The organism is Streptomyces sp. NBC_00299 (genome assembly GCF_036173045.1).
Taxonomy (GTDB): domain Bacteria; phylum Actinomycetota; class Actinomycetes; order Streptomycetales; family Streptomycetaceae; genus Streptomyces; species Streptomyces machairae.
On sequence record NZ_CP108039.1, the window covers coordinates 5442812 to 5464215 of the forward strand.

19 protein-coding genes are annotated in these 21404 nt (G+C 70.7%); 12 read left to right on the top strand and 7 right to left on the bottom strand.

Annotation, left to right across the window (positions count from 1 at the left end; translation table 11 throughout):
• Positions 1 to 36 precede the first annotated feature (36 nt).
• From OHT51_RS24255 to OHT51_RS24265, 3 genes are all read left to right on the top strand, one after another.
• Positions 37 to 471, top strand: a complete 435-nt coding sequence (locus tag OHT51_RS24255) for an ATP-binding protein (RefSeq protein ID WP_328881023.1) — start codon at positions 37 to 39, stop codon at positions 469 to 471.
• A gap of 225 nt (positions 472 to 696) precedes the next feature.
• Positions 697 to 1518, top strand: coding sequence for a helix-turn-helix domain-containing protein (locus tag OHT51_RS24260; protein ID WP_328881024.1), 822 nt, complete (start codon positions 697 to 699; stop codon positions 1516 to 1518).
• A 174-nt stretch (positions 1519 to 1692) separates the two neighbouring features.
• The gene (locus OHT51_RS24265) at positions 1693 to 2808 is read left to right on the top strand and encodes an ADP-ribosylglycohydrolase family protein (protein ID WP_328881025.1); all 1116 of its coding nucleotides are present in this window, start codon (positions 1693 to 1695) and stop codon (positions 2806 to 2808) included.
• 87 nt (positions 2809 to 2895) lie between these two features.
• Here the strand turns inward: OHT51_RS24265 and OHT51_RS24270 are convergent, their stop codons facing one another.
• Positions 2896 to 4476 (bottom strand): sodium:solute symporter family protein, encoded by a 1581-nt coding sequence (locus tag OHT51_RS24270; protein WP_328881026.1) that lies wholly within the window; start codon positions 4474 to 4476, stop codon positions 2896 to 2898.
• A gap of 126 nt (positions 4477 to 4602) precedes the next feature.
• Positions 4603 to 5388, bottom strand: coding sequence for an SDR family oxidoreductase (locus tag OHT51_RS24275; protein ID WP_328881027.1), 786 nt, complete (start codon positions 5386 to 5388; stop codon positions 4603 to 4605).
• Positions 5389 to 5481: 93 nt separating this feature from the next.
• Here OHT51_RS24275 and OHT51_RS24280 point away from each other — a divergent pair, with 93 nt between their 5' ends.
• Complete coding sequence (locus OHT51_RS24280; protein ID WP_328881028.1) at positions 5482 to 6321, top strand: hypothetical protein; 840 nt, start codon at positions 5482 to 5484, stop codon at positions 6319 to 6321.
• A 56-nt stretch (positions 6322 to 6377) separates the two neighbouring features.
• Here the strand turns inward: OHT51_RS24280 and OHT51_RS24285 are convergent, their stop codons facing one another.
• Both OHT51_RS24285 and OHT51_RS24290 read right to left on the bottom strand, forming a co-directional pair.
• The gene (locus OHT51_RS24285; RefSeq protein WP_328881029.1) at positions 6378 to 8234 is read right to left on the bottom strand and encodes an MFS transporter; all 1857 of its coding nucleotides are present in this window, start codon (positions 8232 to 8234) and stop codon (positions 6378 to 6380) included.
• A gap of 197 nt (positions 8235 to 8431) precedes the next feature.
• On the bottom strand, positions 8432 to 11089 hold the full coding sequence (locus tag OHT51_RS24290) for a D-alanyl-D-alanine carboxypeptidase (RefSeq protein WP_328881030.1): 2658 nt from the start codon (positions 11087 to 11089) through the stop codon (positions 8432 to 8434).
• A 253-nt stretch (positions 11090 to 11342) separates the two neighbouring features.
• Between OHT51_RS24290 and OHT51_RS24295 the strand changes: the two genes are divergently transcribed.
• The 3 genes from OHT51_RS24295 to OHT51_RS24305 all read left to right on the top strand — a co-directional run bounded on the left by OHT51_RS24295 (position 11343) and on the right by OHT51_RS24305 (position 13758).
• On the top strand, positions 11343 to 12098 hold the full coding sequence (locus tag OHT51_RS24295) for a GOLPH3/VPS74 family protein (protein ID WP_328881031.1): 756 nt from the start codon (positions 11343 to 11345) through the stop codon (positions 12096 to 12098).
• A gap of 396 nt (positions 12099 to 12494) precedes the next feature.
• Complete coding sequence (locus tag OHT51_RS24300) at positions 12495 to 13352, top strand: helix-turn-helix domain-containing protein (protein ID WP_328881032.1); 858 nt, start codon at positions 12495 to 12497, stop codon at positions 13350 to 13352.
• Between the two features lie 214 nt (positions 13353 to 13566).
• On the top strand, positions 13567 to 13758 hold the full coding sequence (locus OHT51_RS24305; protein WP_328427041.1) for a DUF397 domain-containing protein: 192 nt from the start codon (positions 13567 to 13569) through the stop codon (positions 13756 to 13758).
• Positions 13759 to 13899: 141 nt separating this feature from the next.
• Here the strand turns inward: OHT51_RS24305 and OHT51_RS24310 are convergent, their stop codons facing one another.
• Together OHT51_RS24310 and OHT51_RS24315 are read right to left on the bottom strand one after the other, a co-directional pair.
• A complete protein-coding gene (locus OHT51_RS24310; RefSeq protein WP_328881033.1) occupies positions 13900 to 14772 on the bottom strand; it encodes a MerR family transcriptional regulator in 873 nt (290 codons plus the stop codon).
• A 66-nt stretch (positions 14773 to 14838) separates the two neighbouring features.
• Positions 14839 to 15342 carry a glutathione peroxidase gene (locus tag OHT51_RS24315; RefSeq protein ID WP_328881034.1) on the bottom strand — a complete coding sequence of 168 codons (504 nt, stop codon included), beginning with the start codon at positions 15340 to 15342 and terminating at the stop codon, positions 14839 to 14841.
• A 362-nt stretch (positions 15343 to 15704) separates the two neighbouring features.
• Between OHT51_RS24315 and OHT51_RS24320 the strand changes: the two genes are divergently transcribed.
• From OHT51_RS24320 to OHT51_RS24330, 3 genes are all read left to right on the top strand, one after another.
• The gene (locus tag OHT51_RS24320) at positions 15705 to 17048 is read left to right on the top strand and encodes a sensor histidine kinase (protein WP_328881035.1); all 1344 of its coding nucleotides are present in this window, start codon (positions 15705 to 15707) and stop codon (positions 17046 to 17048) included.
• Positions 17012 to 17656 (top strand): response regulator transcription factor, encoded by a 645-nt coding sequence (locus tag OHT51_RS24325; RefSeq protein WP_328881036.1) that lies wholly within the window; start codon positions 17012 to 17014, stop codon positions 17654 to 17656. The genes OHT51_RS24320 and OHT51_RS24325 overlap by 37 nt, the downstream gene beginning before the upstream one ends.
• Positions 17657 to 17854: 198 nt before the next feature.
• Positions 17855 to 18637 carry an SAM-dependent methyltransferase gene (locus OHT51_RS24330; protein ID WP_328881037.1) on the top strand — a complete coding sequence of 261 codons (783 nt, stop codon included), beginning with the start codon at positions 17855 to 17857 and terminating at the stop codon, positions 18635 to 18637.
• 46 nt (positions 18638 to 18683) lie between these two features.
• Here OHT51_RS24330 and OHT51_RS24335 read toward each other — a convergent pair whose 3' ends face one another.
• Entirely contained in the window at positions 18684 to 19250 is a 567-nt protein-coding gene (locus tag OHT51_RS24335) for a CGNR zinc finger domain-containing protein (protein WP_328881038.1), read from the bottom strand.
• Positions 19251 to 19372: 122 nt separating this feature from the next.
• On the opposite strand from OHT51_RS24335, the gene OHT51_RS24340 reads away from it, so the two are divergent.
• Entirely contained in the window at positions 19373 to 20245 is an 873-nt protein-coding gene (locus OHT51_RS24340; protein ID WP_328881039.1) for an alpha/beta fold hydrolase, read from the top strand.
• A 197-nt stretch (positions 20246 to 20442) separates the two neighbouring features.
• Positions 20443 to 21393 (top strand): hypothetical protein, encoded by a 951-nt coding sequence (locus tag OHT51_RS24345; protein WP_328881040.1) that lies wholly within the window; start codon positions 20443 to 20445, stop codon positions 21391 to 21393.
• Positions 21394 to 21404 lie beyond the last annotated feature (11 nt).

Here is a 21404-nt window from a genome sequence, read left to right on the forward strand (position 1 = left end):
GTTCAGCGTAGGAGTCGGTTCGCCACGCTGGGTGACATGAGCCAGAAATCCCTCGTCCAAGTCACCTGCCCCACGCACCACTTCACGGTTCAGCTGTCCGCGACTCGAAGAGGTGCTCGACTCGCGCGCCTGCTCACCGAGCGCCAACTGGACGACTGGGGCGTGCCGTTCGAGGGCGCGGTGCACGTCGTGGCCGAGCTGGCGTCGAACGCCGTACTCCACGGCCGCGTCCCCGGACGGGACTTCCGGCTCAGGCTGAAGCTGCACACCGACGGCACGCTCCGCATCGAGGTGACCGACGCCCGGGGCGACCGGATCCCGCAGGTCCGGGACGCGGCGGGTGGCGAGAGGGAGTCGGGACGAGGGCTGCTGATCGTGGCGGCGTACGCGGACCGTTGGGGCATCGATCAGGCCCCGGCCAACTGCAAGACCGTGTGGGCAGAAGTGACACCGGATCGCGGAGGGGCGTGACCCGGGGGCTCCCGACGCAAAGACCAAAGAACCGGGGAAAGAACCGACCCACCCCCACCGCCCCCGTCGATCACCCGCAGGGGTGAACATCGCCAACTCGGCTGGCGCGCGGGGGCTTTGGTGGTGCAGCGTCACCCAGAGACAACCGCACACATGAATCGGCCCCCGCCGGGACTGGCATCCCAATGCGAGGGCCTAACACCGAGGAAGCAGAGACCTTCCCCAATGACTGAGATTCAGCCTAGCGCGCCCGCGCGCGCCAAGTCCGGCCATTCCGCCGGAGGCGTCGAGCACGTCAACGAACCCCACCACGACCAGTTCGTCGTGGTCGGAAACGACCTCGCCCAGCACCCCGAGCTGTCCCTGACGGCGATCGGTTTGGCGGTCCACATCCAGTCGCTGCCCGCCCGGACCCCGGTCGGGATCAAGACGCTGGCCGCGAAGTTCCCCGAGGGAGAGATCCGGGTCGCCGCCGCCCTGCGGGAGCTGGAGGCACACGGATACCTGGCGCGCACCAAGGAGCGTCTTCAATCGGGGCGAGTCGTGACCCGGACGATCTCCTACAACAGGCCGGGCGTCGCCGCGGCCCGAGCCGCGATGAAGCCCGCCGCACCCCGCACGGCTCCGCCGTCCCCCGGCTCGAAGGCGTCGGCCTCCGCATCCGGTGCCGCTTCCGATGCCGTCCTCGATGCCGCCCTGGATGTCCTCGCGGGACTGCGCGCCCACGACCCCCGCCTGCTGCTGGCCGCACGTGACGTACACCGCCTGGCCCCTGCCGTCTCCGCCTGGCTGGACAGGGGCGTCCCGCCCGCCGCCGTGCAGCGCACCCTGACGAACGCCCTGCCCGAGGACCCCATCCTGAACCCGGCGGCGTTCCTCGCCCACCGCCTCCGAGCGCTGCTGCCACCACCGCTCCCCGCCCCGGCACACCCCCCGACCCCCGTCCGCCCGGACCCGCTCCAGACCTGCGAGGGATGCGACCGGGCGTTCCGTTCACCGGGCCCGGGCCGCTGCCGGGACTGCCGTCCGGTGGGTGTGGCGGCGTAGAGAGTCGGTCGGGAGCTTTGTACGGGCCATAGCTGATCATTCCGGCCCACTCCGGACCATTTCTTGCCACCCCGGGCACATTCCGCATACCGATCCGCACCATGAACCGACCGTCCCCGGTCGATTACAGTGTCGAGCCGTCGTACACACGGTCGCTGCAACGGGGAGGTCCTGATGGGTGCGATAGCCGGCGCCGTCTGGGGCCGTACCGAGCAGCAGGACTTCCGCAGCCGGGTGCGCGGCACGCTGCTCGGCGTGGCCGTCGGGGATGCCCTCGGGGCGCCGGTCGACGGGCTGGGGCTGGACGAGATCCGGGAGCAGTACGGCGCCGAGGGTCTCCTGGATCTGGGGTTCGGATACGGGCGGCGCGGTGCCGTGACGCATCTCACGCAGCTCACGCTGTTCAGCGTGGACGGGCTGATAAGGGCGCAGGTCCGGCGGGACACCGGGGCCTGGCATCCGCCGACCGATCTGCACCGGGCGTATCTGCGGTGGGCCGCCACGCAACACGACTGGGGCCCCGACGAGCGCCGCAAGGACGACGGCTGGCTGGCCCGCGAGGAGTGGCTGTACGCCCGCCGCGACCCCACCCGCGCGCTCCTGATCGGTCTCGGCGACGAGGCCATGGGCACCCTGGAGGCGCCCAAGAACGCCACCGAGCTCGGGCCCGAGGCCACCGCACGCTCCGCGCCCTTCGGACTGCTCGTCGGCTGGGAGCCGCAACTCGTCGTGCAGCTCGCCGTGGAGTGCGCGGCGCAGACCCACGGCCACCCCGTCGCCTACCTGTCGGCGGGCGCGTACGCGGTGATCGTGCACGCGCTCGCCTCCGGGGAGAGCCTCGACGGGGCCGTGCAGCGGGCGCTGGCGCTGCTGGCCGTGCGGCCCGGGCACGAGCCCGTGTCGGACGCGCTGCAGCACGCGCTGGGTGCCGTACGGCAGGGGATGCCCACTCCGGCACGGGTGGAGGAACTCGCGGCCGACGGCTCGGCGGACGGGCTGCTCGCGGCCGCCGTGTACTGCGCCCTGGTCGGCGAGGACGTCCGCCACGGCCTCTGCCTCGCCGTCAACCACGACGGCCCCTCCGCCGCCGCGGCCGCCCTCACCGGCGGCCTCCTCGGCGCCCTCCACGGCGAGACGGCCCTTCCCCCGGCCTGGCTCGCCGAACTGGAGGGCCGCCCCACCATCCTCGAACTCGCCGATGACTTCGCCATGGAAATGACCCAGGGCCCAGCCCTGCACAGCCCGGCGGGAGCGTCCCCGGGCTGGCTGGCGAGGTACCCGCGCGGCTGACCCTCCGGTCACCCCGACCGTCAGGGCAACGACAAGGGCGGCCCCCCGCCGTGCGAGTGGCCGCCCTGTCCCAACCGTCCCCCGTCCTCAGTCCTTCGCGCGGACCACGTCCTCCCGCGCGTCCGTGTCCGCGTCCGCCTGCGCCGGCACCGCCGCCGCGGCGGCCCCGTCCCCGTCCGTGTTGATCCGCTCGACGATCGCCATCCGCTCCGGGGTGTCCTCCGGCTTGATGAAGCCGATGAGGATGTACAGGACCAGGGAGACGGCCAGCGGGATGGAGACCTGGTACTGGAGGGGCACCCCGCCCTCGATCTGCCAGCTGATCGGGTAGTTGACCAGCCAGAAGGCGAGCAGGCCCATCGACCAGCTGGTCAGTGCCGCCGTCGGGCCGGAGCGGCGGAACTGGCGCAGCAGGCCCAGCATCATCGGGATGGCGATCGGGCCCATGAGACCGGCGACCCACTTGATCACGACGGTGATGATGTCCTTGAAGGTGGGGGAGTTGACCTGGGTCGCCACCGCCATCGACAGGCCGAGGAAGACGACCGTGGTCACGCGGGCTGCGATCAGCCCGGACCGCTCGCCCCACGCCCGCGCCTGCTTCGACAGCACCGGCGCCACGTCCCGGGTGAACACGGCCGCGATCGCGTTGGCGTCGGAGGAGCACATCGCCATGGTGTGCGAGAAGAAGCCGACGATGACCAGGCCCAACAGGCCGTGCGGGAGCAGCTGTTCGGTCATCAGGCCGTACGAGTCCGAACCGTCCGCCTTCTGCGACTCGACCAGCAGCGGCGACATCCACATCGGGAAGAACAGCACCACCGGCCAGACCAGCCACAGGATCGCCGACAGACGCGCCGAGCGCTCGGCCTCCCGCGGGGTGGCCGTGGCCATGTACCGCTGGGCCTGGTTGAGCATGCCGCCGTTGTACTCGAAGAGCTTGATGAAGAGGAAGGCGAGCAGGAAGACCGTGCCGTACGGCCCGACCAGCGGCTCACCGTGGCCCTGGAGCTCCGGCCGGTCCCAGGCTTCGAAGAAGCCGATGCCCTTGTCGTTCAGTTCCATGATGACCGCGATGAACATCGCGACGCCGGCCAGCAACTGGATGATGAACTGGCCGAGTTCGGTCAGCGCGTCCGCCCACAGGCCGCCGATGGTGCAGTAGACGGCCGTGATGGTGCCGGTGATGAGGATGCCCTGGTTCAGGGACACACCCGTGAACACCGACAGCAGGGTCGCGATGGCGGCCCACTTCGCGCCCACGTCCACGATCTTCAGCAGCATGCCGGACCAGGCCAGCGCCTGCTGCGTCTTGAGGTCGTAGCGGTTCTTCAGGTACTCCAGCGGTGAGGCCACATGGAGCCGTGACCGCAGCCGGTTGATCCGCGGCGCGAACAGCTTCGACCCGATGGCGATGCCCAGTGCGATGGGGAAGGACCAGGTGACGAAGGACGTGACGCCGTAGGTGTAGGCGATGCCCGCGTACCCGGTGAACATCACCGCGCTGTATCCGGACATGTGATGCGAGATCCCGGACAGCCACCACGGCATCTTGCCGCCCGCGGTGAAGAAGTCGCTGACGTTGTCCACCCGCTTGTGCGACCAGACGCCGATCGCCACCATCACGCCGAAATAGCCGATGAGCACGGCCCAGTCGAGACCGTTCATGTGCGCCCTCCCAGGGTTCAGCCCGGCGCTCATCGTGGGCGCTGCCGCGTGAACACGACAAGCTGGCGACGGGTCAAGGGGAGGTAAAATCATTCGGCATGCTGGTTCTAGTTCAGCTATGTGAACTCATCGCATCAGCTCCCCTGCGTTGACCAGCAGTGACTGCCCGGTGATCGCCCGCGCCCTGTCCGAGGCCAGGAACACCGCCGCATCCGCCACATCCCCGTCCGTGGCGAGGTCGGGCAGCGCCATCCGCTCGGTCAGCCGCCCCAGCACCTCGGACTCCTCGACCCCCTCCGTGTGCGCCGTGAACTGCACATAGGCCTGGACCGGCGGCCCCCACATCCAGCCCGGCAGCACGGTGTTCACCCGTATCCGGTGCGGGCCCAGCTCCCGTGCCAGCGAGTACATCGCGCTCGTCAGCGCCCCCTTCGAGGCCGCGTACGCCGCCTGCCGCACCTGCGAGGGGGCGGCGACCGCGGACTGCGTCCCGATGAACACCACCGACCCGCCGCACTCCTTCAGCGCCGGCAGACAGGCTCGCGTCATCCGCAGCGAGCCCAGCAGATTGACGTCGATGACCGACTGCCAGGTGGCGAAGTCGGCGTCCTCAAGGCCGCCGAAGTAGGAGTCCCAGGCGGCCACATGAACCACCCCGTCGATCCCGCCGAAGCGCTCCCGCCCCAGCGCGGCCAGCGCCTCGCACTGCCGCTCGTCGGTGATGTCGGTCGCCAGGTACGCCGTGTGCGCCCCGTCGGGATCGATCTCGCCGGCGCTCTTCGTCAGGTTCGCCTCGGTGCGCGCCCCGAGCACGGCGTTCCCGCCGTCCCGTACGACAGCTGCGGCGATCTGGTGACCCAGTCCGGCGCCGACCCCCGAGACGACGACGGTCTTGCCGTTGAGCAGTGACATCAAGGCCTCCCAGGCTCTGGCGGATTATCTGACGGAGCGTCAGAGTATGGGCGTCCGAGGGAGGACGGAAGGCACCGGAAGGAAGGGAACGGCATGAGCGAGGACACCCGCAGCGAGACGTACGCCGAACTGGCCGCCGTCGGCCCGTACGGAGTCCACCCGGGCCACGCCCTGATCACCATGGTCGAACCGCACCCGGGCCACGAGTACGCCTACAACCGCTGGTACGAGGACGACCACTACTACGCCGGTGCGATGGCGATGCCCTGGATGTACGCGGGCCGCCGCTGGGTCGCGCCGAGGGACCTCCAGCTCCTGCGCTACCCGGAGAAGTCGGCGATCGCCCAGCCGGTCAGCGCCGGCTGCTACATCTCCACGTACTGGATCACCGCGGGCCGCTACGCCGACCACATGCGCTGGACCGTCGGCATCAACAAGCGCCTCAACCGCGACGCCCGCGTCTACCAGGACCGCACCCACGTCTTCACGGCGTTCCAGGACCACGAGGCCACGGTGTACCGCGACGGCGCGGCGGGCCCCCGCGACTTCCACGCCCTGGACCACCCCTACGCGGGCCTGGTGGTGCAGGTCATCGACGCCGACTCCCCGGAGCAGCGCACCGAACTGCTGGAGTGGCTGCGCTCCCGCCATCTTGCCAAGCGCCTGGCGGGCTCCCCGGCGGCGATGGTGACCATCTTCCGGCCCACGCCTCTCCCGCTCGACCGCATGTCGTACGTCAAGCAGGTCGAGGGCGTCGACACCCGCCTGACCCTGCTGTGGTTCCTGGAGGCGGACCCGAGGGAGTGCTGGGAGGACCACTTCACGGGCCTGGACGCGGTGGTGGCGGAGGCGGGGCTGGGGCGTGTGGAACTCGTCGCGCCGTTCATCCCCACGGTGCCCGGCACCGACCGGTACGTGGCCGGCCTGCGCTGATCAACGCAGGCCGGTCAGTGCAGGCCGGTCAACGCAGGCCGGTCAACGCAGGCCGGTCAGCGCAGCTCCTCCGGACACGTCGTCCCGCGCGAGAACGCGTACGGCGCCGCGAGCCGGTACTCGCCCGCCCGCGGAGCGAGCAGCATCGTCCACTTGTCGCCGAGCGTGTCCTCCTCCGTCTCCATCAGACAGCCGTTGACGTTGTCGTACGACTTCCTCTGCCCCTCGGGACGGTTCTTGGACGCCTCCGTCTCCTTCGGCGGGTCGAGCTTCTTGCCGTCGGCGTCGACGAGGCTCAGCCAGGGTGAGTAGGGGATCCGGATGAGGACGGGCCCCGGCTTGCTCACCCGCATCGTCATCTCGCCCTGCTCGGCCCGCTCCACGACGGTGTTCGGCTCGGCGAGCGGCGCCGGGTCGGTCACCTCGAACAGCTGCCAGTTGGCGTCGCCCCACACCTGCTTCAGATACGGCATGCCGCGCTGCACCAGCTCCCGCTCACGCTGCGCCGAAGAGGGGTCCGGCTCGTCCTTGGGCAGCACCACGTAGTGCACGGCCCAGCGCTTGAGCCACTCGCGGTAGTTCGCGGAGTTGAGAGTGTCGTCGTAGAAGAGCGGGTTGCGCTCCATGTCGGCCTGGCGGTTCCAGCCCCGGGCCAGGTTCACATACGGCGCGAGCGCCGACGCCTCCCGATGTGAGCGGGCCGGTACGACCTCCACCCGGCCCTTCTCGGCGCCGACTTCCTGGAGCTCATTGACCAGCGGCGCCAGCTCGCGCGCCCAGGACGCGGCGGGGGCGGCGTGGATGATGTCGTCGACCGTCTTGTAGCCGATCCACCCGGCGAAGGTGAGCAGGGCCAGCACGGCCGTGTACCACTTGCGTGAGCGCGGCACCGTGTAGGGCAGCACGGCCACCAGGGCCGTCCCCGCGAACAGCATCGCCAGGCGCGTGATGTTGGAGCCGATCTGCGAGCTGACCACCCAGACCAGCACGACTGCGAGACCGTAGACCGCGGACACCAGCCGGACCGTCTTCCACTCCTCGGGCACGACGAAGAAGGTGGCGACGGCGAGCAGCAGCGGCAACAGCACCGAGCCGATCACCATCGGCTGGGTGCCCGAGAACGGGAACAGCCACGCCGACACCGCGACGACGGCCGCCGGCGCCAGCCCCAGCGCCCAGGCGCCCGGCCGCCGCTTCTGGAGGAACAGCGCCACCGCCACAAAGCCCACGAACAGCCCCGCGACCGGTGACGACATGGTCGCGAGGGCGGCCAGCGGCGCCGCGGCCAGCGCCTTCGCCCAGCGTTTGTAGCGCCAGCGGTACGGCCAGCAGAACACGACGGCGACCGCGCCCAGCGCGAACATCGTGCCGAGCCCGAACGTCACCCGCCCGGAGATCGCGTTGGCGATCAGCCCGAGGACTCCGGCGAACGCGGCCCACAGCGGATTGCGCACCGCCCGGCTGCGCAGCAGGACCAGCGTCAGCAGACCCGCGGAGATCGTCCCCGCGATCATCATCGTCGTACGGACACCGAGGACCGACATCAGATACGGCGACACCACGCTGTACGACACCGGGTGCATCCCGCCGTACCAGGCGAGGTTGTACGCCGAGTCCGGATGCCGGCCGACGAACTCGGCCCACGCGTCCTGGGCCGCGAGGTCGCCCCCGCTGCTTGCGAACGTGAAGACCCAGATGATGTGAAGGAGCCCGGCCAGGGTCGTGATCGACAGCACCGGGTGGCGCAGCAGGCGCTCACGCAGGGTGAGGAAGGCGGCGGTCAGCCGCGAGGGCGGTCTGTCCTCCGTGCGGCTCGGTGCGTCTCCCGAGCGTGGCGCGGGCACGCGTATTCGCGGACCGGCTCCCGGTCCCGGATCGGCGTCGTCGGCGCGTGTCGGCTCCGCAGTGGCCACGTGTGAGGCACTCCCCGTACTGTCCCGTCTTCTGTTCTGGCCGTGTCCCGTTTCCCGCGTGTTGTCGGCCTTGTCCCCGAAGGTTTCCCGACTGCGCCTTGTGGGCGACGACCTGCCCGATTCGTGACGCTAGCACGCAGCCCGCCGACAGGCGCTGTCGGCGGGCTGCGTCAGGGTGCCGTGGTGTCGCCCCCGGGTCAGGTGATGCGGGTCAGCTTGTCCGTGAAGCCCGGTTCGGTGAGGTCCGACTGGAGGGCGACCGGGATCTTGACCGCGCCGCTGCTGCCGTCACCCACGGTGAGCGTGCCCACCTTGGTGCCGGCCGTCGCGGTGTGCGGGACCTCGTCGGGCGCGAAGGTCAGCTTCACCTTCAGCCCGGACCAGCCGACCGCCTTGACGTCCTTGGTGGCGACGACCGGGGTGCGGCCGCCGAGGCCGTCGTCGACGTACCCGACGACATCGCCCTTCTTCAGGATCGTCGCCGACTCCAGCGTGTCCTGCGCGGCGCGGATGAGCTGGTCGCCCGAGTCGAGGGCGGCGGCGAGGATGCCGCTGCCCGCGTCCGGCTGGCGCACCACGGCGCCGATGACGGTCCGGGTCTCGCCGCCGATCTCCTTCTTCGCGGCGAACACGAGGTTGCCGAGGGCGGAGGTGGTGGTGCCGGTCTTGATGCCGACGACGTTGTTCCTGCCGACCAACTGGTTCCAGTTGCCGTGGTTCACGCCCTTGTAGTCGTCGTACGACATCATCGCGGCGACCTCGCGGAAGGCGGGGTACTTCATCGCCGCCTTGGCCAGCTTCACCTGGTCCACGGCCGTGCTCACGGTGGTGTTGTTGAGCCCGGACGGGTCGGTGTACGTCGTGTTCGACATGCCGAGGCCCTCGGCGGCGGCGTTCATCTTCTCGACGAAGGCCTTCTCCGCACCGGCGTCCCAACGGGCCAGCAGGCGGGCCACGTTGTTCGCGGATGCGATGAGGATGCTCTCCAGGGCCTCGCGCTGGGTGATCTGGTCGCCGGCGGTCACCTTGACGGTCGACTCCTGGCCCGCGTCGGACTGGTCCTCGGCGGCCTGGTCGATCTTGATCTTCGGGCCCTCGTCACCGCTCTTGAGCGGGTGGTCGCGCAGGATGAGATACGCCGTCATGACCTTGGCGACGCTGGCGATCGGGACGGGCTTCTGCTCACCGGAGGAGCCGAAGCTGCCGATGCCGTCGACGTCCAGCGCGGCCTGGCCCTCGGCGGGCCAGGGGATGTCGACCTTGCCGCCTTCGAAGGTGTAGCTGTCCTTCGCGGTGAGGTCGAGGGTGGGCGCCGGGAGCGGGCGCACGTTCTGCACGACCGCGAAGACGATCGCGAGCAGCAGGACCAGCGGCGTCCAGATCTTGACCCGCCGGATGGCCGTGCGGACCGGGGTGTCCGGGGGCGGCGGCGTGTTCGTCAGCTCGGCGAGCAGGTCGAGCGGGGGCCTGGGGGGCAGGGGTTGCTGGGTGGTGCGCTCGGGGCCGATCTGGGGGACTACGGCGGTGGCGTCCGGGGCGGGGGCCTTCGGCGTTTCCGGGGTCCTGGCCGGGGCCGGGGCCGGGGGCTTGGGGGTGTCCGGCTTGATGTCGGGCTTGAGTGCGACGAACTTGCTGGTGCGCTCGGAGGGGGTCTCCGGTGCGGGGGCCTTCAGCGTGGTGGTGGGCTGGTCCACCGGGGGCTGCTTGGCCGGTCGTACGGTCTTGAAGACGGCGGTGGGCTGATCGACGGGCTTGGCTTTGCCTTCGCCCTTGGCGTTCCCACCCGCACCACCCGTGCGGCTCTCGTCGTCGACTGCGGGTGGCCCCTGGGGGGCGTCCTCGCCGTCGGCGGCCGCGGGTGCGTCGTCGGCGTCGTCAGGCGCATCGCCTTCGGCGGCCTCGGGGGAGTCGTCCGAGCCGGCGTCGGAAGCCTCGGCGGGCTCAGCGCCACCGTCGGCGTCTGCCGCGGTCTCGCCCTTCGAAGCCTCCTCGGCCTCACCCTCGGCCTCGTCGCCGTCCGAGGAGGCCACCCAAGCCGCCACAGCCGCCCTCAGCCGGTCGTCGCCCTCGGCGGGCGCGCCGGAATCGGACGCGTCGACGGCGTCCTCGTCCTCGGCCTTGCCCTCAGCGTCTGCCGCGTCGGCGCCCTCGGAGCTGTCCTCCGCGCTCCCCGCGTCTTCGGCCTCCGCTTTCGCGTTCTCGACAGAGGCGCCCTCAGCGCCGTCACTTACGGTGCCCTCGGCGGTCGAGGACTCGGTCTCCGTCTCGGCGTCCCCAGCCGATCCCGCCTCGCGGGGGTCGTCGGCCGTGGCGTCCGTGCCCTCGGCGCTGTCCGCCGTAGCGTCCGCGCTCTTGGTGCCGTCGGCCGAAGTGTCCGCGCCGTCGGTGCTGTCGGCCGAAGTGTCCGTGCCCTCGGCGTCGTCGGCCGTAGCGTCCCCGCCCACGGTGCTGTCGGCCGTGGCGTCCGTGCTCGCGGCGTCGTCGGCCGAAGTGTCCGTGCCCTCGGCGTCGTCGGCCGTGCCGTCCCCGCCCTCGGTGCTGTCCGCCGTGCCGTCCCCGCCCTCGGTGCTGTCCGCCGTGGCGTCCCCGCCCTCGGCGTCCTCGGCGGTGCCCCCCGCCTCCTCCAGCCGGGTCCTCACCGCGTCCAGTTCCTGGCGGGACAGGACCCTCGTTGCCGTATCGACGCCGCCGCGCGGCGCTGTGGCTTCGCGGGCCACTGCGAGGCGTGGGTCGCTTCGTTCGCCGGCGTCCTGCCGGGTGGAACCCTCGGGTTCGGGAACCGGGACCGCGCTCCCCGACGTCGGTTCTGCCGACGACTCGCGCTGCTTCGACCTGTCGGGGGACTCGCCCGCCACCGATGCCTCCTCCATGTGCCGCCGCACGGCCTCCGTGCGGCGTCCGAACAGTGAGCCGTCACTCGGACACCGTGCCCGTACGACCCCCCGTGCCGCTGTCCGAACCATGTACCAGTGTCCTGTGCGCGGCACTCAACTCATCCGGTAGACGAGAACGACATACCTACCGGTTCCCTTACGAACCGGTCACGCACCCTCGACAGATGAATGTGAGAGGGGTCACCCTGTCTTTCATCCACGCGGGGAGGCATGGATGGGCAGGAGCCGCAGAACAATTCCGGAGGAGCTTCTGCTGCTGGCGTTGGACCCGACCACGGGTACCACCGCACAGCCGCAGTCGCTCGACCTCGGTCTGGCCGGAGCACAGCTAGTGGAGCTGGCGCTGGCCGGACGGATAGCCCCAGACGGGGATCGTATCGCCGTGGTAGCCCCACGGCCGACTGGAGATCCAACACTGGACTGTGCGTTGGAGTTGCTGCGAAGGCGTGGCGCTCCCGTGCGTGCCGTCCACTGGATTGGCGGGCCGCGTCTCGGGCTGCGCCAGACCTACCTCTCGCATCTGGAGCGGTGCGGCATGGTGCATGCCGTGGCCGGTCAGATGTGCGGGGTGTTGCCGACGACTCGCTACCAGGCGACGGACAACGCCATCAGCCGGGAGATCAGGGCCCGGCTGGATTCCGCGATCCGTACCGGCGTACCGCCGGACCCACGGACCGCGGCGCTCGCCGCACTGGCCCACGCGGTCGGCCTCGGCAAGCACCTGTACCCGGGGAACGAGGGACGCTCGTCCCGATCCCGGCTCAGGGACCTGATCAGGCACGACCCCATGGGCGGTCTCGTCGCGCACGCCGTGATGGACGTCCAGAACGGTGCGGCGGCACAGCCACGTCGCAGCCCGGCCCCGGCCGGCCGTCAGGCCGCCCCCGGAGGCAGGGCCGCAGCGGAACCCGCCCGCGGCGTTCCGGTGCAGCCGCGCCGCGGATCCATGGCGCGTGTCGTGGCCCACTGAACCGCGGTTCCACGACCGCACCACCGAATCACCCGGGCTGTAAGCCCGGCTTGCTCGACCACGCACCAGCACGCACCATCACGCACCGCCACGTACGACCACGCTTCACACGAACGAACTCGCACGCACTCGCACGCCACGTGCAGCGCCGCACCGCAGTCACCGAGACCGGTTCGGGAGCCGCTGGTCCGCGCGGGGTGACGGGACCGTATGCCCGGACGACGGCATCGGTCCCGCCGCCCCGCGCGGCCGCATGTGCGGGGATCCTGGCGAACTGGCGTGTATGCAGCGCATATCCACCGTTTCCCAGCGGTAGTAAGCACCTTGGTGGCAGTCTGCTCAACAGCAGATACGCAAAGTGGCAATCACAGGCACGCAGCCGGAGGTGCACGTCCCGTGGCGTCCAATGTCAATCCCACCGTCAGGCGACGCCGGCTGGGCCAGGAGCTGCGCAGGCTCCGGGAGCTCAAGGGCATGACGGCCGAAGAAGTGGCCGAACGGCTGCTGGTGTCGCAGTCGAAGATCAGCCGGCTGGAGAACGGCCGGCGCAGCATCAGCCAGCGAGACGTCCGCGATCTGTGCGGGGTCTATGAGGTGGAGGACCACCGGATCGTCGACTCCCTGATGCAGATGGCCAAGGATTCGCGACAGCAAGGATGGTGGCACTCGTTCGGCGACATCCCCTACAGCGTCTACATCGGGCTGGAGACGGACGCCGCGAGTCTGCGGGTGTACGACCCGCAGGTCGTGCCGGGGCTGTTGCAGACGAACCAGTACGCGGAGGCCCTGATCGCCGGGGCGTTGCCGGAGACGGCCCAGACCGAGATCGAGAAGCGGGTCCAGGTGCGGATGCGTCGACAGGAACGAATCTCCACCGAGGAGAACCCGCTCCGGCTGTGGACCGTCCTGGACGAGGCCGCCCTGCGCCGCGTCGTCGGCAACCGCTCCCTCATGCGCGACCAGTTGGAGCAGCTCGTCGAGCAGTCCCAGCTGCCACACGTCACCGTGCAGGTGATCCCCTTCGACATGGGCGCCCACCCGGGCCTCAACGGGCAGTACGCGATCCTCGAGTTCCCGGACGCGGCCGATTCCAGCGTCGTCTACATCGAGGGCGTCACCAGCGACCTGTACCTGGAGAAGGCGAACGACGTCCAGAAGTACAGCGTGATGTACGAGCACCTGAGGGCGCAGGCCCTGAACGTGGAGCAGTCGCGGCAGTTCATCGCGGACATCGCCAAGGAGTACGCGCGTTGAGAAGCGCCGTACGGTACACCGTCCCCAGGCCGGGGCGGAAGACTCCACTGGAATATGCCACCCAGCCGAGTGAATAGTCGCTTCGTCGGCCGATGTTGGCGAGTAGCGTCGATCACGCCACCGAGTAACAACGTTGGCGCGAATCGCGCTGCGGGGTCCTTTGGGACGCGCAGTGCGGTGACAGCAACTCAACATCTGGCAATTCGGAGCAAACATGGCAATTCGTCAGGGTGCCACGGACACGTGGACCAAGTCCTCGTACTCCACAGGGAACGGCGCGTGCGTCGAGGTCAAGTCACCGCTCGCTGCGGCCATGGCGGTACGGGACTCCAAGGTTCCCGAGGGCCCGGTCCTGGCGTTCCCCGCGGACGCGTGGAACACCTTCGTGGCGTCGGTCAAGGCGTAAGGGGCGGGTCTACCTGATCCTCACCCCTCAACCGACCGCACGATCGACAACTGCACAAGCACCACAGGAAGAGCCCTCTCGACCAGCCCGCCGTCCTTGCCGAGAGGGCTCGGCCGTGCCCTCACCCGTGGGCCGGCCGGATCACCTCACCGGGAACGCCACATCGCACACCGGGTCCTGTGCCCCGGCACCGTCCCAGTCCTCCACGAAGTACACCTCGCGGCACGGGCCCGCCTGCCACAGCCCCTCGTTCGCCATCCACTCCTCGACCGCCTCGAACGCGGCCAGGATCTGCGGATGGGCCACCTGCGCCTTGGTGATCCGGGTGTAGGCGAGCCGGTGGGCCGGCTCCACCCGTACCTTCGTCTCCCGCGTCCGGCCCTGCTTCTCCAGCCACGCGCGGGCCGCCGCCTCGTCGGCCACCGGCACGCACGACTCGGCCGGCCCGTCGCTCTCCTCCGACACGTCGGAGTGGTAGACGACGAACGGTGGCGCCGTGATGCCGCCGCACTCGTGGGCCGCCGACTCCAGCCGGCCCAGCGACGCCCCGATCCACGCCGGCAGCTCGCCCGCCAGCACATGCCGCGTCTCGGTGATCAGCACCTGCTCGGGCACCTCAACCGTCTCGACCACGAACTTCCCGTACATCTCGGAGCTCCTCCCCGACAGTCGTCCACGGAGGTACTCGGCCAGCGTCCGCTGCCCCGCCACCCGCGCCTCGACATCCGCCCAGTACGCGTCGAGCCGGGCGGCCGCCGCGGCCCCGTCCGGGGCCTCGACGATCTCCGCGATCCGGGCGAGCGGCATGTCCAGCTGGCGCAGCAGCGCCACCAGACGGGCACGTTCGACCTGGTCGGCGCGGTAGTAGCGGTAGCCGCTGAGCTCGTCGACGTGCGCCGGGGCCAGCAGTGCGAGGCGGTCGTACAGCCGCAGGGCCTTGGCCGACAGCCTGGCCCGCGCGGCGAACGCGCCGATGGTGAGCAGTTCGTCGTCCACGGCCTCATCCTCCGTCACCGGGCGGCTTGTTCCGCCCGGCGACAAGGACGCTCGGCTCTGCCCCAGGGGCAAGGTCAACCCGTGTTACTTGATCGCGGACTCCACCGCGGCCACGACCTCCGCCGCCTCCGGCTCGGTCTGCGGCGAGAAGCGGGCGACGACCTCGCCGTCGCGGCCGATCAGGAACTTCTCGAAGTTCCAGCGGATGTCCCCGGTGTGCCCCTCGGCGTCCGCGAAGCCGACGAGACGCTCGTACAGCGGGTGCCGGCCCTCCCCGTTCACCTCGACCTTCTCGGTCATCGGGAAGGTGACGCCGTACGTCGCCGAGCAGAACTCGGCGATCTCCTCGGCGCTGCCGGGCTCCTGCCCGAGGAACTGGTTGCAGGGCACGCCGAGCACGGTGAAGCCGCGCTCCGCGTACTGCTCCTGGAGCTTCTCCAGGCCGGAGTACTGCGGGGTCAGGCCGCACTTGGAGGCCACGTTCACGATGAGCACGGCCTTGCCCGCGTACTGGGCGAGATCGGCGGTGCCGCCCTGGAGGGTGTCGATGTCGACGTCGAGGGGGGAGCTGCTGTCAGTGGTCGTCATGAAACGGATGCTAACTCCGGTACGTGTCGGGCCGGTGCCGGGCCTCGACGAGCACGTCCCCCGCCGAGGGCCGCCCCTCCGTCTCCGCGACCTGGCGCACCAACGCCCTGCTGTGGTCCTCCGGCCCACGCCGCCACCTGTACCTCGCCCTGTGGATCCCCAACGGCCTGGTCGTCGGCTGCGAGTCCCTGTACGTCTCCTGTTCTTCCTGCGCCCGTCTCTGCCCGGCGGACTGGTGGTGGCGGGCCGGCGGCCCAAGAGGGGAGTTTTTCCCACCGACTTCGCACCCCGACCGCCGCAAGAATGAGGTCACGGGCGCTACGGACCCCGTAGCGAACGGACAGTGGAGAGGAGCGAGTCGTATGGACCCCACGACGCAGGTCGGGGTGCACCGCCCGCCGGACGACGTCCCGGACGGGATCCCCGACAAGATCAGGGGGTTCTCCGTCGCGGCCGGACTGGTGGGGCTGCGACGCGCCCTGGCCCTGTGCTGGACGGCGTCGGCGGCCTTCGGCCGGTCCCTGGCGGTCTCCGGGGCGATATGGCTGGTGGGACCCGGCCTCGGCATGGTGCCGAGGGCCATGGAGGGCGTGCGCAACCTCGCCGCCCGCCGGCGCGAACTGGCGCTGCGCTGGTCCGGCGTGGAGATCCCGGGCCCGCCCGGCCCGCTGCCGCCCGCACCCGAGGGCGCCTCCGGGCTGACCGGCCGCTACCGGTGGATCATGAACGACCCGCAGACCCGGCGGGAGTACGTCTGGGCGTTGACCGACCCACTGGCCGGCGCGTTCTTCGCCTTCCTCCCGATCGCCCTGGTCCTCAGCGGGGCGTGGGGCGTCTTCCTCGCCTTGCTCGGTGTCGGGCTGTCCGCCGAGTGGGACGGCCTGTGGTACCACTTCATCCCGATCGAGGGACGGGCCACCGCCGTACTCGCCGGAGTCCTCGGCTTGTCGCAACTGCCGCTGGCCCTGTGGGCGGCGCCGCGGGCGGTGCGCCGGCACGCCCTGTACACCCGCGCGATGCTCGCCCCGAGCGAGAGCGAGTTGATGGCCGGCCGCATCCAGCACCTCGCCGCCACCCGCTCCGACGCCGTCGACACGCAGATGGCCGAGATCCGCCGTATCGAACGCGACCTGCACGACGGCGCCCAGGCCCGCCTGGTGGCGATGGGCATGACCCTGAACGCCGCCGAACACCTGCTGGAGGCCAACCCCGAGGCGGTCCGCGCGCTGCTCATCGAGGCCCGCGAGTCCTCCTCCAAGGCGCTGGAGGAACTGCGCGACCTGGTCCGCGGCATCCACCCGCCGGTCCTCGCCGACCGCGGGCTCGCCGACGCGGTACGGGCGTTGGCGATGGTCTGCCCGGTCCGCACCGAGGTCGCGGTCGACCTGCCGGGCCGCCCCGAGATGCCGGTCGAGTCCGCCGCGTACTTCGCCGTCTCGGAGATCCTCACCAACGTCGCCAAGCACTCCGGCGCCGACCGGGCCTGGATCGAACTCCGTTACGATCGCGGGATGCTGCGCATCACCGTCACTGACGACGGGCAGGGCGGCGCCGACGCCTCGCGCGGCAGCGGCCTGCGGGGCATCGAACGCCGGCTCGCCACCTTCGACGGAGTGCTGGCCGTGAGCAGCCCCGTGAACGGACCGACCATGGTGACGATGGAGCTGCCGTGCGTATTGCCCTCGCCGAAGACCACTTCCTCCTGAGGGACGGACTCATCCGCCTGCTCGGCGCCCACGGCCACGAGGTCGTCGCCGCCGTGGACAACGGTAAAGAACTGCTGGACGCGCTCGTCAGCGAGCGGCCGGACGTCGCGGTCGTCGACGTCCGGCTGCCGCCGACGTTCACCGACGAGGGCCTGCGTGCGGTGCTGGCGGCCCGTGAGCGGATGCCGGATCTGCCGGTGCTGCTGCTGTCGCAGTACGTGGAGCCGCTGTACGCGCGTGAGTTGCTGGCCGGGGGAGGCCGGGGCGTCGGCTACATGCTGAAGGACCGGGTCACCAACGGCGCCCAGTTCCTGGACTCGATCCGCCGGGTGGCCGAGGGCGGCACCGCGATGGACGCCGAGGTGATCTCCAAGCTCCTGGTCCGCAAGGAGCGCGACGAGGCCGTGGGCAGCCTCTCCGAGCGGGAGCGCGAGGTCCTGGAGTGGGTGGCCCAGGGGCGCTCCAACGCGGGTATCGCACAAGGCCTGTTCATCACGGAGAAGGCCGTCGCGAAGCACATCGGCAACATCTTCACCAAGCTGGGGTTGCTGCAGGCGGACACCGACAATCGGCGGGTGCTGGCTGTGCTGGCGTATCTGGATCAGTGAGGGGGCGCCGCGCCTTGCGGAGGGGTGGCTGACGGGGGCGCGGCTGGGGTGGACGGGGTGGCGGCCGGGGCGTGGCCAAAACTTCACGGTGCGTGAGGCGTATCTGGGTAACTTCCGTATATGCAGGGCGAGTTGACCTACGTTGGTTGCTGTTTGAATCACCGGCGACGTCCCTTACCCACCCCGCAGGAGGCCCCCGTGCCAGCCGACCCCACCAAGCCGCACTCGGCCCGCTTCTGGAACTACTTCGTCGGCGGCGAGGACCACTACGAGGTCGACCGGCAGGTCGGGGACGAGATCAAGAAGATCTTCCCGGGTCTGGCCGACGTGGCCGTCACCAGCCGCCACTTCCTGGGCCGCGCCGTACGCCACCTGGCCGGCGAGGCGGGCATACGGCAGTTCCTGGACGTCGGAACCGGCCTGCCGACCGCCGACAACACCCACCAGGTCGCCCAGCGGGTGGCCCCGGACGCCAGGATCGCGTACGTCGACAACGACCCCGTCGTGCTGGCCCACGCGAGCGCCCTGCTGACCAGCACCCCGGAGGGCATGACCGCGTTCCTGGACGCCGACCTGTACTACCCCGAGGCCGTCCTGGAAGCCGCCGCAGCCACGCTCGACCTCTCCCGCCCGGTCGCCCTGATGATCCTCAACACACTCGGCCATGTCGCCGACCACGACCAGGCGTGCGACCTGGTACGCCGACTCCTGGCCGGTCTGCCGTCGGGCAGCCACCTCGTGATCAGCGACAGCACGGCCACCAGCGAAGGCATGATCGCCGCGTCGGAGGCGTACAACGCGAGCGGCGCCGTGCCGTACCACGTACGCAGCATCGGCGAGATCGCCGCCTACTTCGACGGCCTCGACCTGGTGGACCCGGGCATCGTCCAGGTCCCCGAGTGGCGCCCCGACACCCAGGGCCCGACGGACCCGGCGACGGCGGCGGTCGACGCGTACTGCGGGGTGGGGCGCAAGTTCTGAGTGCGGTGCTCCTCCCTGCCTGCCCTGCCTGCCCTCCCTGCCCGGTCTACCCGGTCTTGTGGCGCTGGTAGTGGCGGGCGACGCGCACCCGGTTGCCGCAGCGGGCGGCCGAGCACCAGCGGCGGCGCGGATGGGTGGGCAGGAAGACCATCACGCAGTCGTCGGCCTCGCACTTGCGGATCCTGGCGACCGCCGGATCGGCCAGCAGGTCGGCGGCGGCCTGGGCGAGGAGGGCCGCCAGCCGTAGTCCCGGCGCCCCCTCGCGCCGCTGCGCGGCGACCACCGCCGACCCGTCCCAGGCCAGCTCATGGATCGCCGGCGCGGCACGCTGCGCGTCGTTGAGTGCCGCCAGGTCGGCGACCGGGGGCTGCTCGCCCCGGCGGACATGGTCGAGGGCGCGGGCGGTGTGCTCCCGTACGGCGAGTACCGCGGCCAGGTCGGCGGCGGTGACGCCGACGCCTTCCTGCGGTGCGGCCTCCGGGAGACGGTCGGCCTGGAGCTCCCACCAGGCCCGCAGTTCGCTCGGCGTGGTCAGCAGGTCGCCGACGGCCGTGCGGGTGTTGACCAGGTCCAGGGCCAGGGGCTCCCCGGTCAGCGGTACGGGATCGCTCATGCTGCTAATGGTACATGGACGGGTTGACGCGTTAGCCGAGTCGGGGTTACATCGGAAGTGCACCTAATGCATCAAGAGGCAAAGAAACAATTAGGCAAGAAGCGACTAGGCAGGGGTCAGACATGCTTGCTGCAACCGCCCGCACCGTCCATCGCCACCTGGAGATCGAGGGAGTCCGCGTCTTCTACCGGGAATCCCTCCCTGACCGCACCGACGCCCCCGTACTGCTCCTCCTGCACGGCTTCCCGTCCGCTTCCCACCAGTTCCGCGGCCTCATCGACGCCCTCGGCGCGGACTACCGGCTGATCGCCCCGGACTACCCCGGCTCCGGCCACACCCAGGCCCCCGACGACTTCACGTACTCGTTCGACAGGCTCGCCGACATCACCGAGGGCTTCATCCAGCGCCTGGGCCTGGACCGCTTCGTGATGTACGTCTTCGACTTCGGCGCCCCCGTGGGCTTCCGCATCGCCGAGCGCCACCCCGAGTGGATAGCGGGACTGGTGGTCCAGAACGGCAACGCCTATGCGGACGGCCTCTCCGGCATGGCCCGGGACCTGCTCAGCCTGACCCCGGACACGCCCGGCGCCCACGACGCCATCCAGGACATGCTCACTCTCGAAACCACCCGCGGCCAGTACGAGACCGGCGTCGCCACCCCCGACCTGGTCGCCCCGGACGGCTGGACCCTGGACCAGCACTTCCTGGACCAGCCCGGCCGCAAGGTCGCCCAGCGGGCCCTGCTCTTCGACTACCACTCCAACGTCGAGCGCTACGACACCTGGCACGCCTGGCTGCGCCGCCACACCCCGCCCAGTCTCATCACCTGGGGTGCCCACGACCCCTTCTTCACCGAGCTGGGCGCCCACGCCTACCTCCGCGACCTCCCCGACGCCGAACTCCACCTCCTCGACACCGGCCACTTCGCCCTGGAGACCCACCTGGGGGAGATCGCCCCGCTGATCGCCGACTTCGCGGACCGCGCATGGAAGTGACGTGACGTGACGTGACGGGGCCGGGCGTGCCGGTGGCTGCCGTCGGGTGCCTGCGTTCGGGTGCCTGTGTGCGGCTGCCTGCCATGCCCGGGCCCACCGGTCGAAACCGCCGCCGCGAATCAGTACCAAAGGTGCGAAAATCGACACGGGTCCTGTTGACCTCTGTGACGCGGCGACGGACGCAGAGAGGGATGCCGATGAAGCGGGAGCGGGAGCGGGAGCGGGAGCGGGAGCGGGATCAGGACGTGGACCAGGACGTGGACCTGGACACTGTCGCCGACGAGCTGTACGGCCTGCGACCGGAGGAGTTCATCCCCACCCGCGCCGCACGAGCGGCCGCGGCGCGCACGGCCGGCGACCGCGCCCTGGCCACCGAGATCGGCAAACTGCGCCGCCCGAGCCTGTCGGCCTGGGCCAGCAACCTCCTGGTCCGCGAACGCCGCAGCGAGGTCGAACCGCTGCTCCGCCTCGGCGAAGGCCTCCGACAGGCCCACCAGGACCTGGACGGAGCGCAACTGCGCGAGCTCAGCCGACAGCAACGGATCCTGATCGGCGAGCTGTCCCGACAGGCCGGACAACTCGCCGCTCAGGCGGGCCACCCGATCAGCGACGCCGCCCGCCACGAGGTCGAGAGCACCCTGCACGCCGCCCTCGCGGACCCCGAGGCGGCCCGCGAATGGGCGAGCGGCAGACTCACCAAGCCCTTCAGTTCGGCGACCGACTTCCCGACGGTGGCGGCTCCCGCGACCGCCCGCCGAGCCCCACCGTCTCCGGCCACCGAGTCCCATGCTCGCCGGCCCTCCCCTCGCGACACCAAGGCCGACAAGGAACGCCGCCGTCGTCTCACGCAGGCCCGCAAGGAGGCCGACAAGGCCGCACGAGAACTCCGAGCCCAGGAGGACGAGACGGCAACGGCGACCCGCCAGGCCTTCGCAGCGAAGAAGCACCTCGACGAGACCCAGCAACGCGTCGCCGAACTGACCGCCGAGCTACAGCACGCCAAAACCCAACATCAACAGGCCCGCACCGCAGAACAGGAGGCCCGCAACGAGGCCCGCACGGCCGACCGACGACTCCGCGAGGCTCGGCGGCGGGCGGAGGGGGCTGCGGGGGAGGTGCAGGGGCTGGAGGCGGGCGACGACCAGTGAATCACCTTGGG

Coding starts and splice junctions, on each gene's coding strand:
- OHT51_RS24260 (WP_328881024.1), top strand. CDS start 697: ATGACTGAGATTCAGCCTAGCGCGCCCGCGCGCGCCAAGTCCGGCCAT.
- OHT51_RS24275 (WP_328881027.1), bottom strand. CDS start 5,388: ATGTCACTGCTCAACGGCAAGACCGTCGTCGTCTCGGGGGTCGGCGCC.
- OHT51_RS24340 (WP_328881039.1), top strand. CDS start 19,373: ATGCTTGCTGCAACCGCCCGCACCGTCCATCGCCACCTGGAGATCGAG.
- OHT51_RS24295 (WP_328881031.1), top strand. CDS start 11,343: ATGGGCAGGAGCCGCAGAACAATTCCGGAGGAGCTTCTGCTGCTGGCG.
- OHT51_RS24265 (WP_328881025.1), top strand. CDS start 1,693: ATGGGTGCGATAGCCGGCGCCGTCTGGGGCCGTACCGAGCAGCAGGAC.
- OHT51_RS24345 (WP_328881040.1), top strand. CDS start 20,443: ATGAAGCGGGAGCGGGAGCGGGAGCGGGAGCGGGAGCGGGATCAGGAC.
- OHT51_RS24280 (WP_328881028.1), top strand. CDS start 5,482: ATGAGCGAGGACACCCGCAGCGAGACGTACGCCGAACTGGCCGCCGTC.
- OHT51_RS24255 (WP_328881023.1), top strand. CDS start 37: ATGAGCCAGAAATCCCTCGTCCAAGTCACCTGCCCCACGCACCACTTC.
- OHT51_RS24315 (WP_328881034.1), bottom strand. CDS start 15,342: ATGACGACCACTGACAGCAGCTCCCCCCTCGACGTCGACATCGACACC.
- OHT51_RS24335 (WP_328881038.1), bottom strand. CDS start 19,250: ATGAGCGATCCCGTACCGCTGACCGGGGAGCCCCTGGCCCTGGACCTG.
- OHT51_RS24320 (WP_328881035.1), top strand. CDS start 15,705: ATGGACCCCACGACGCAGGTCGGGGTGCACCGCCCGCCGGACGACGTC.
- OHT51_RS24270 (WP_328881026.1), bottom strand. CDS start 4,476: ATGAACGGTCTCGACTGGGCCGTGCTCATCGGCTATTTCGGCGTGATG.
- OHT51_RS24305 (WP_328427041.1), top strand. CDS start 13,567: ATGGCAATTCGTCAGGGTGCCACGGACACGTGGACCAAGTCCTCGTAC.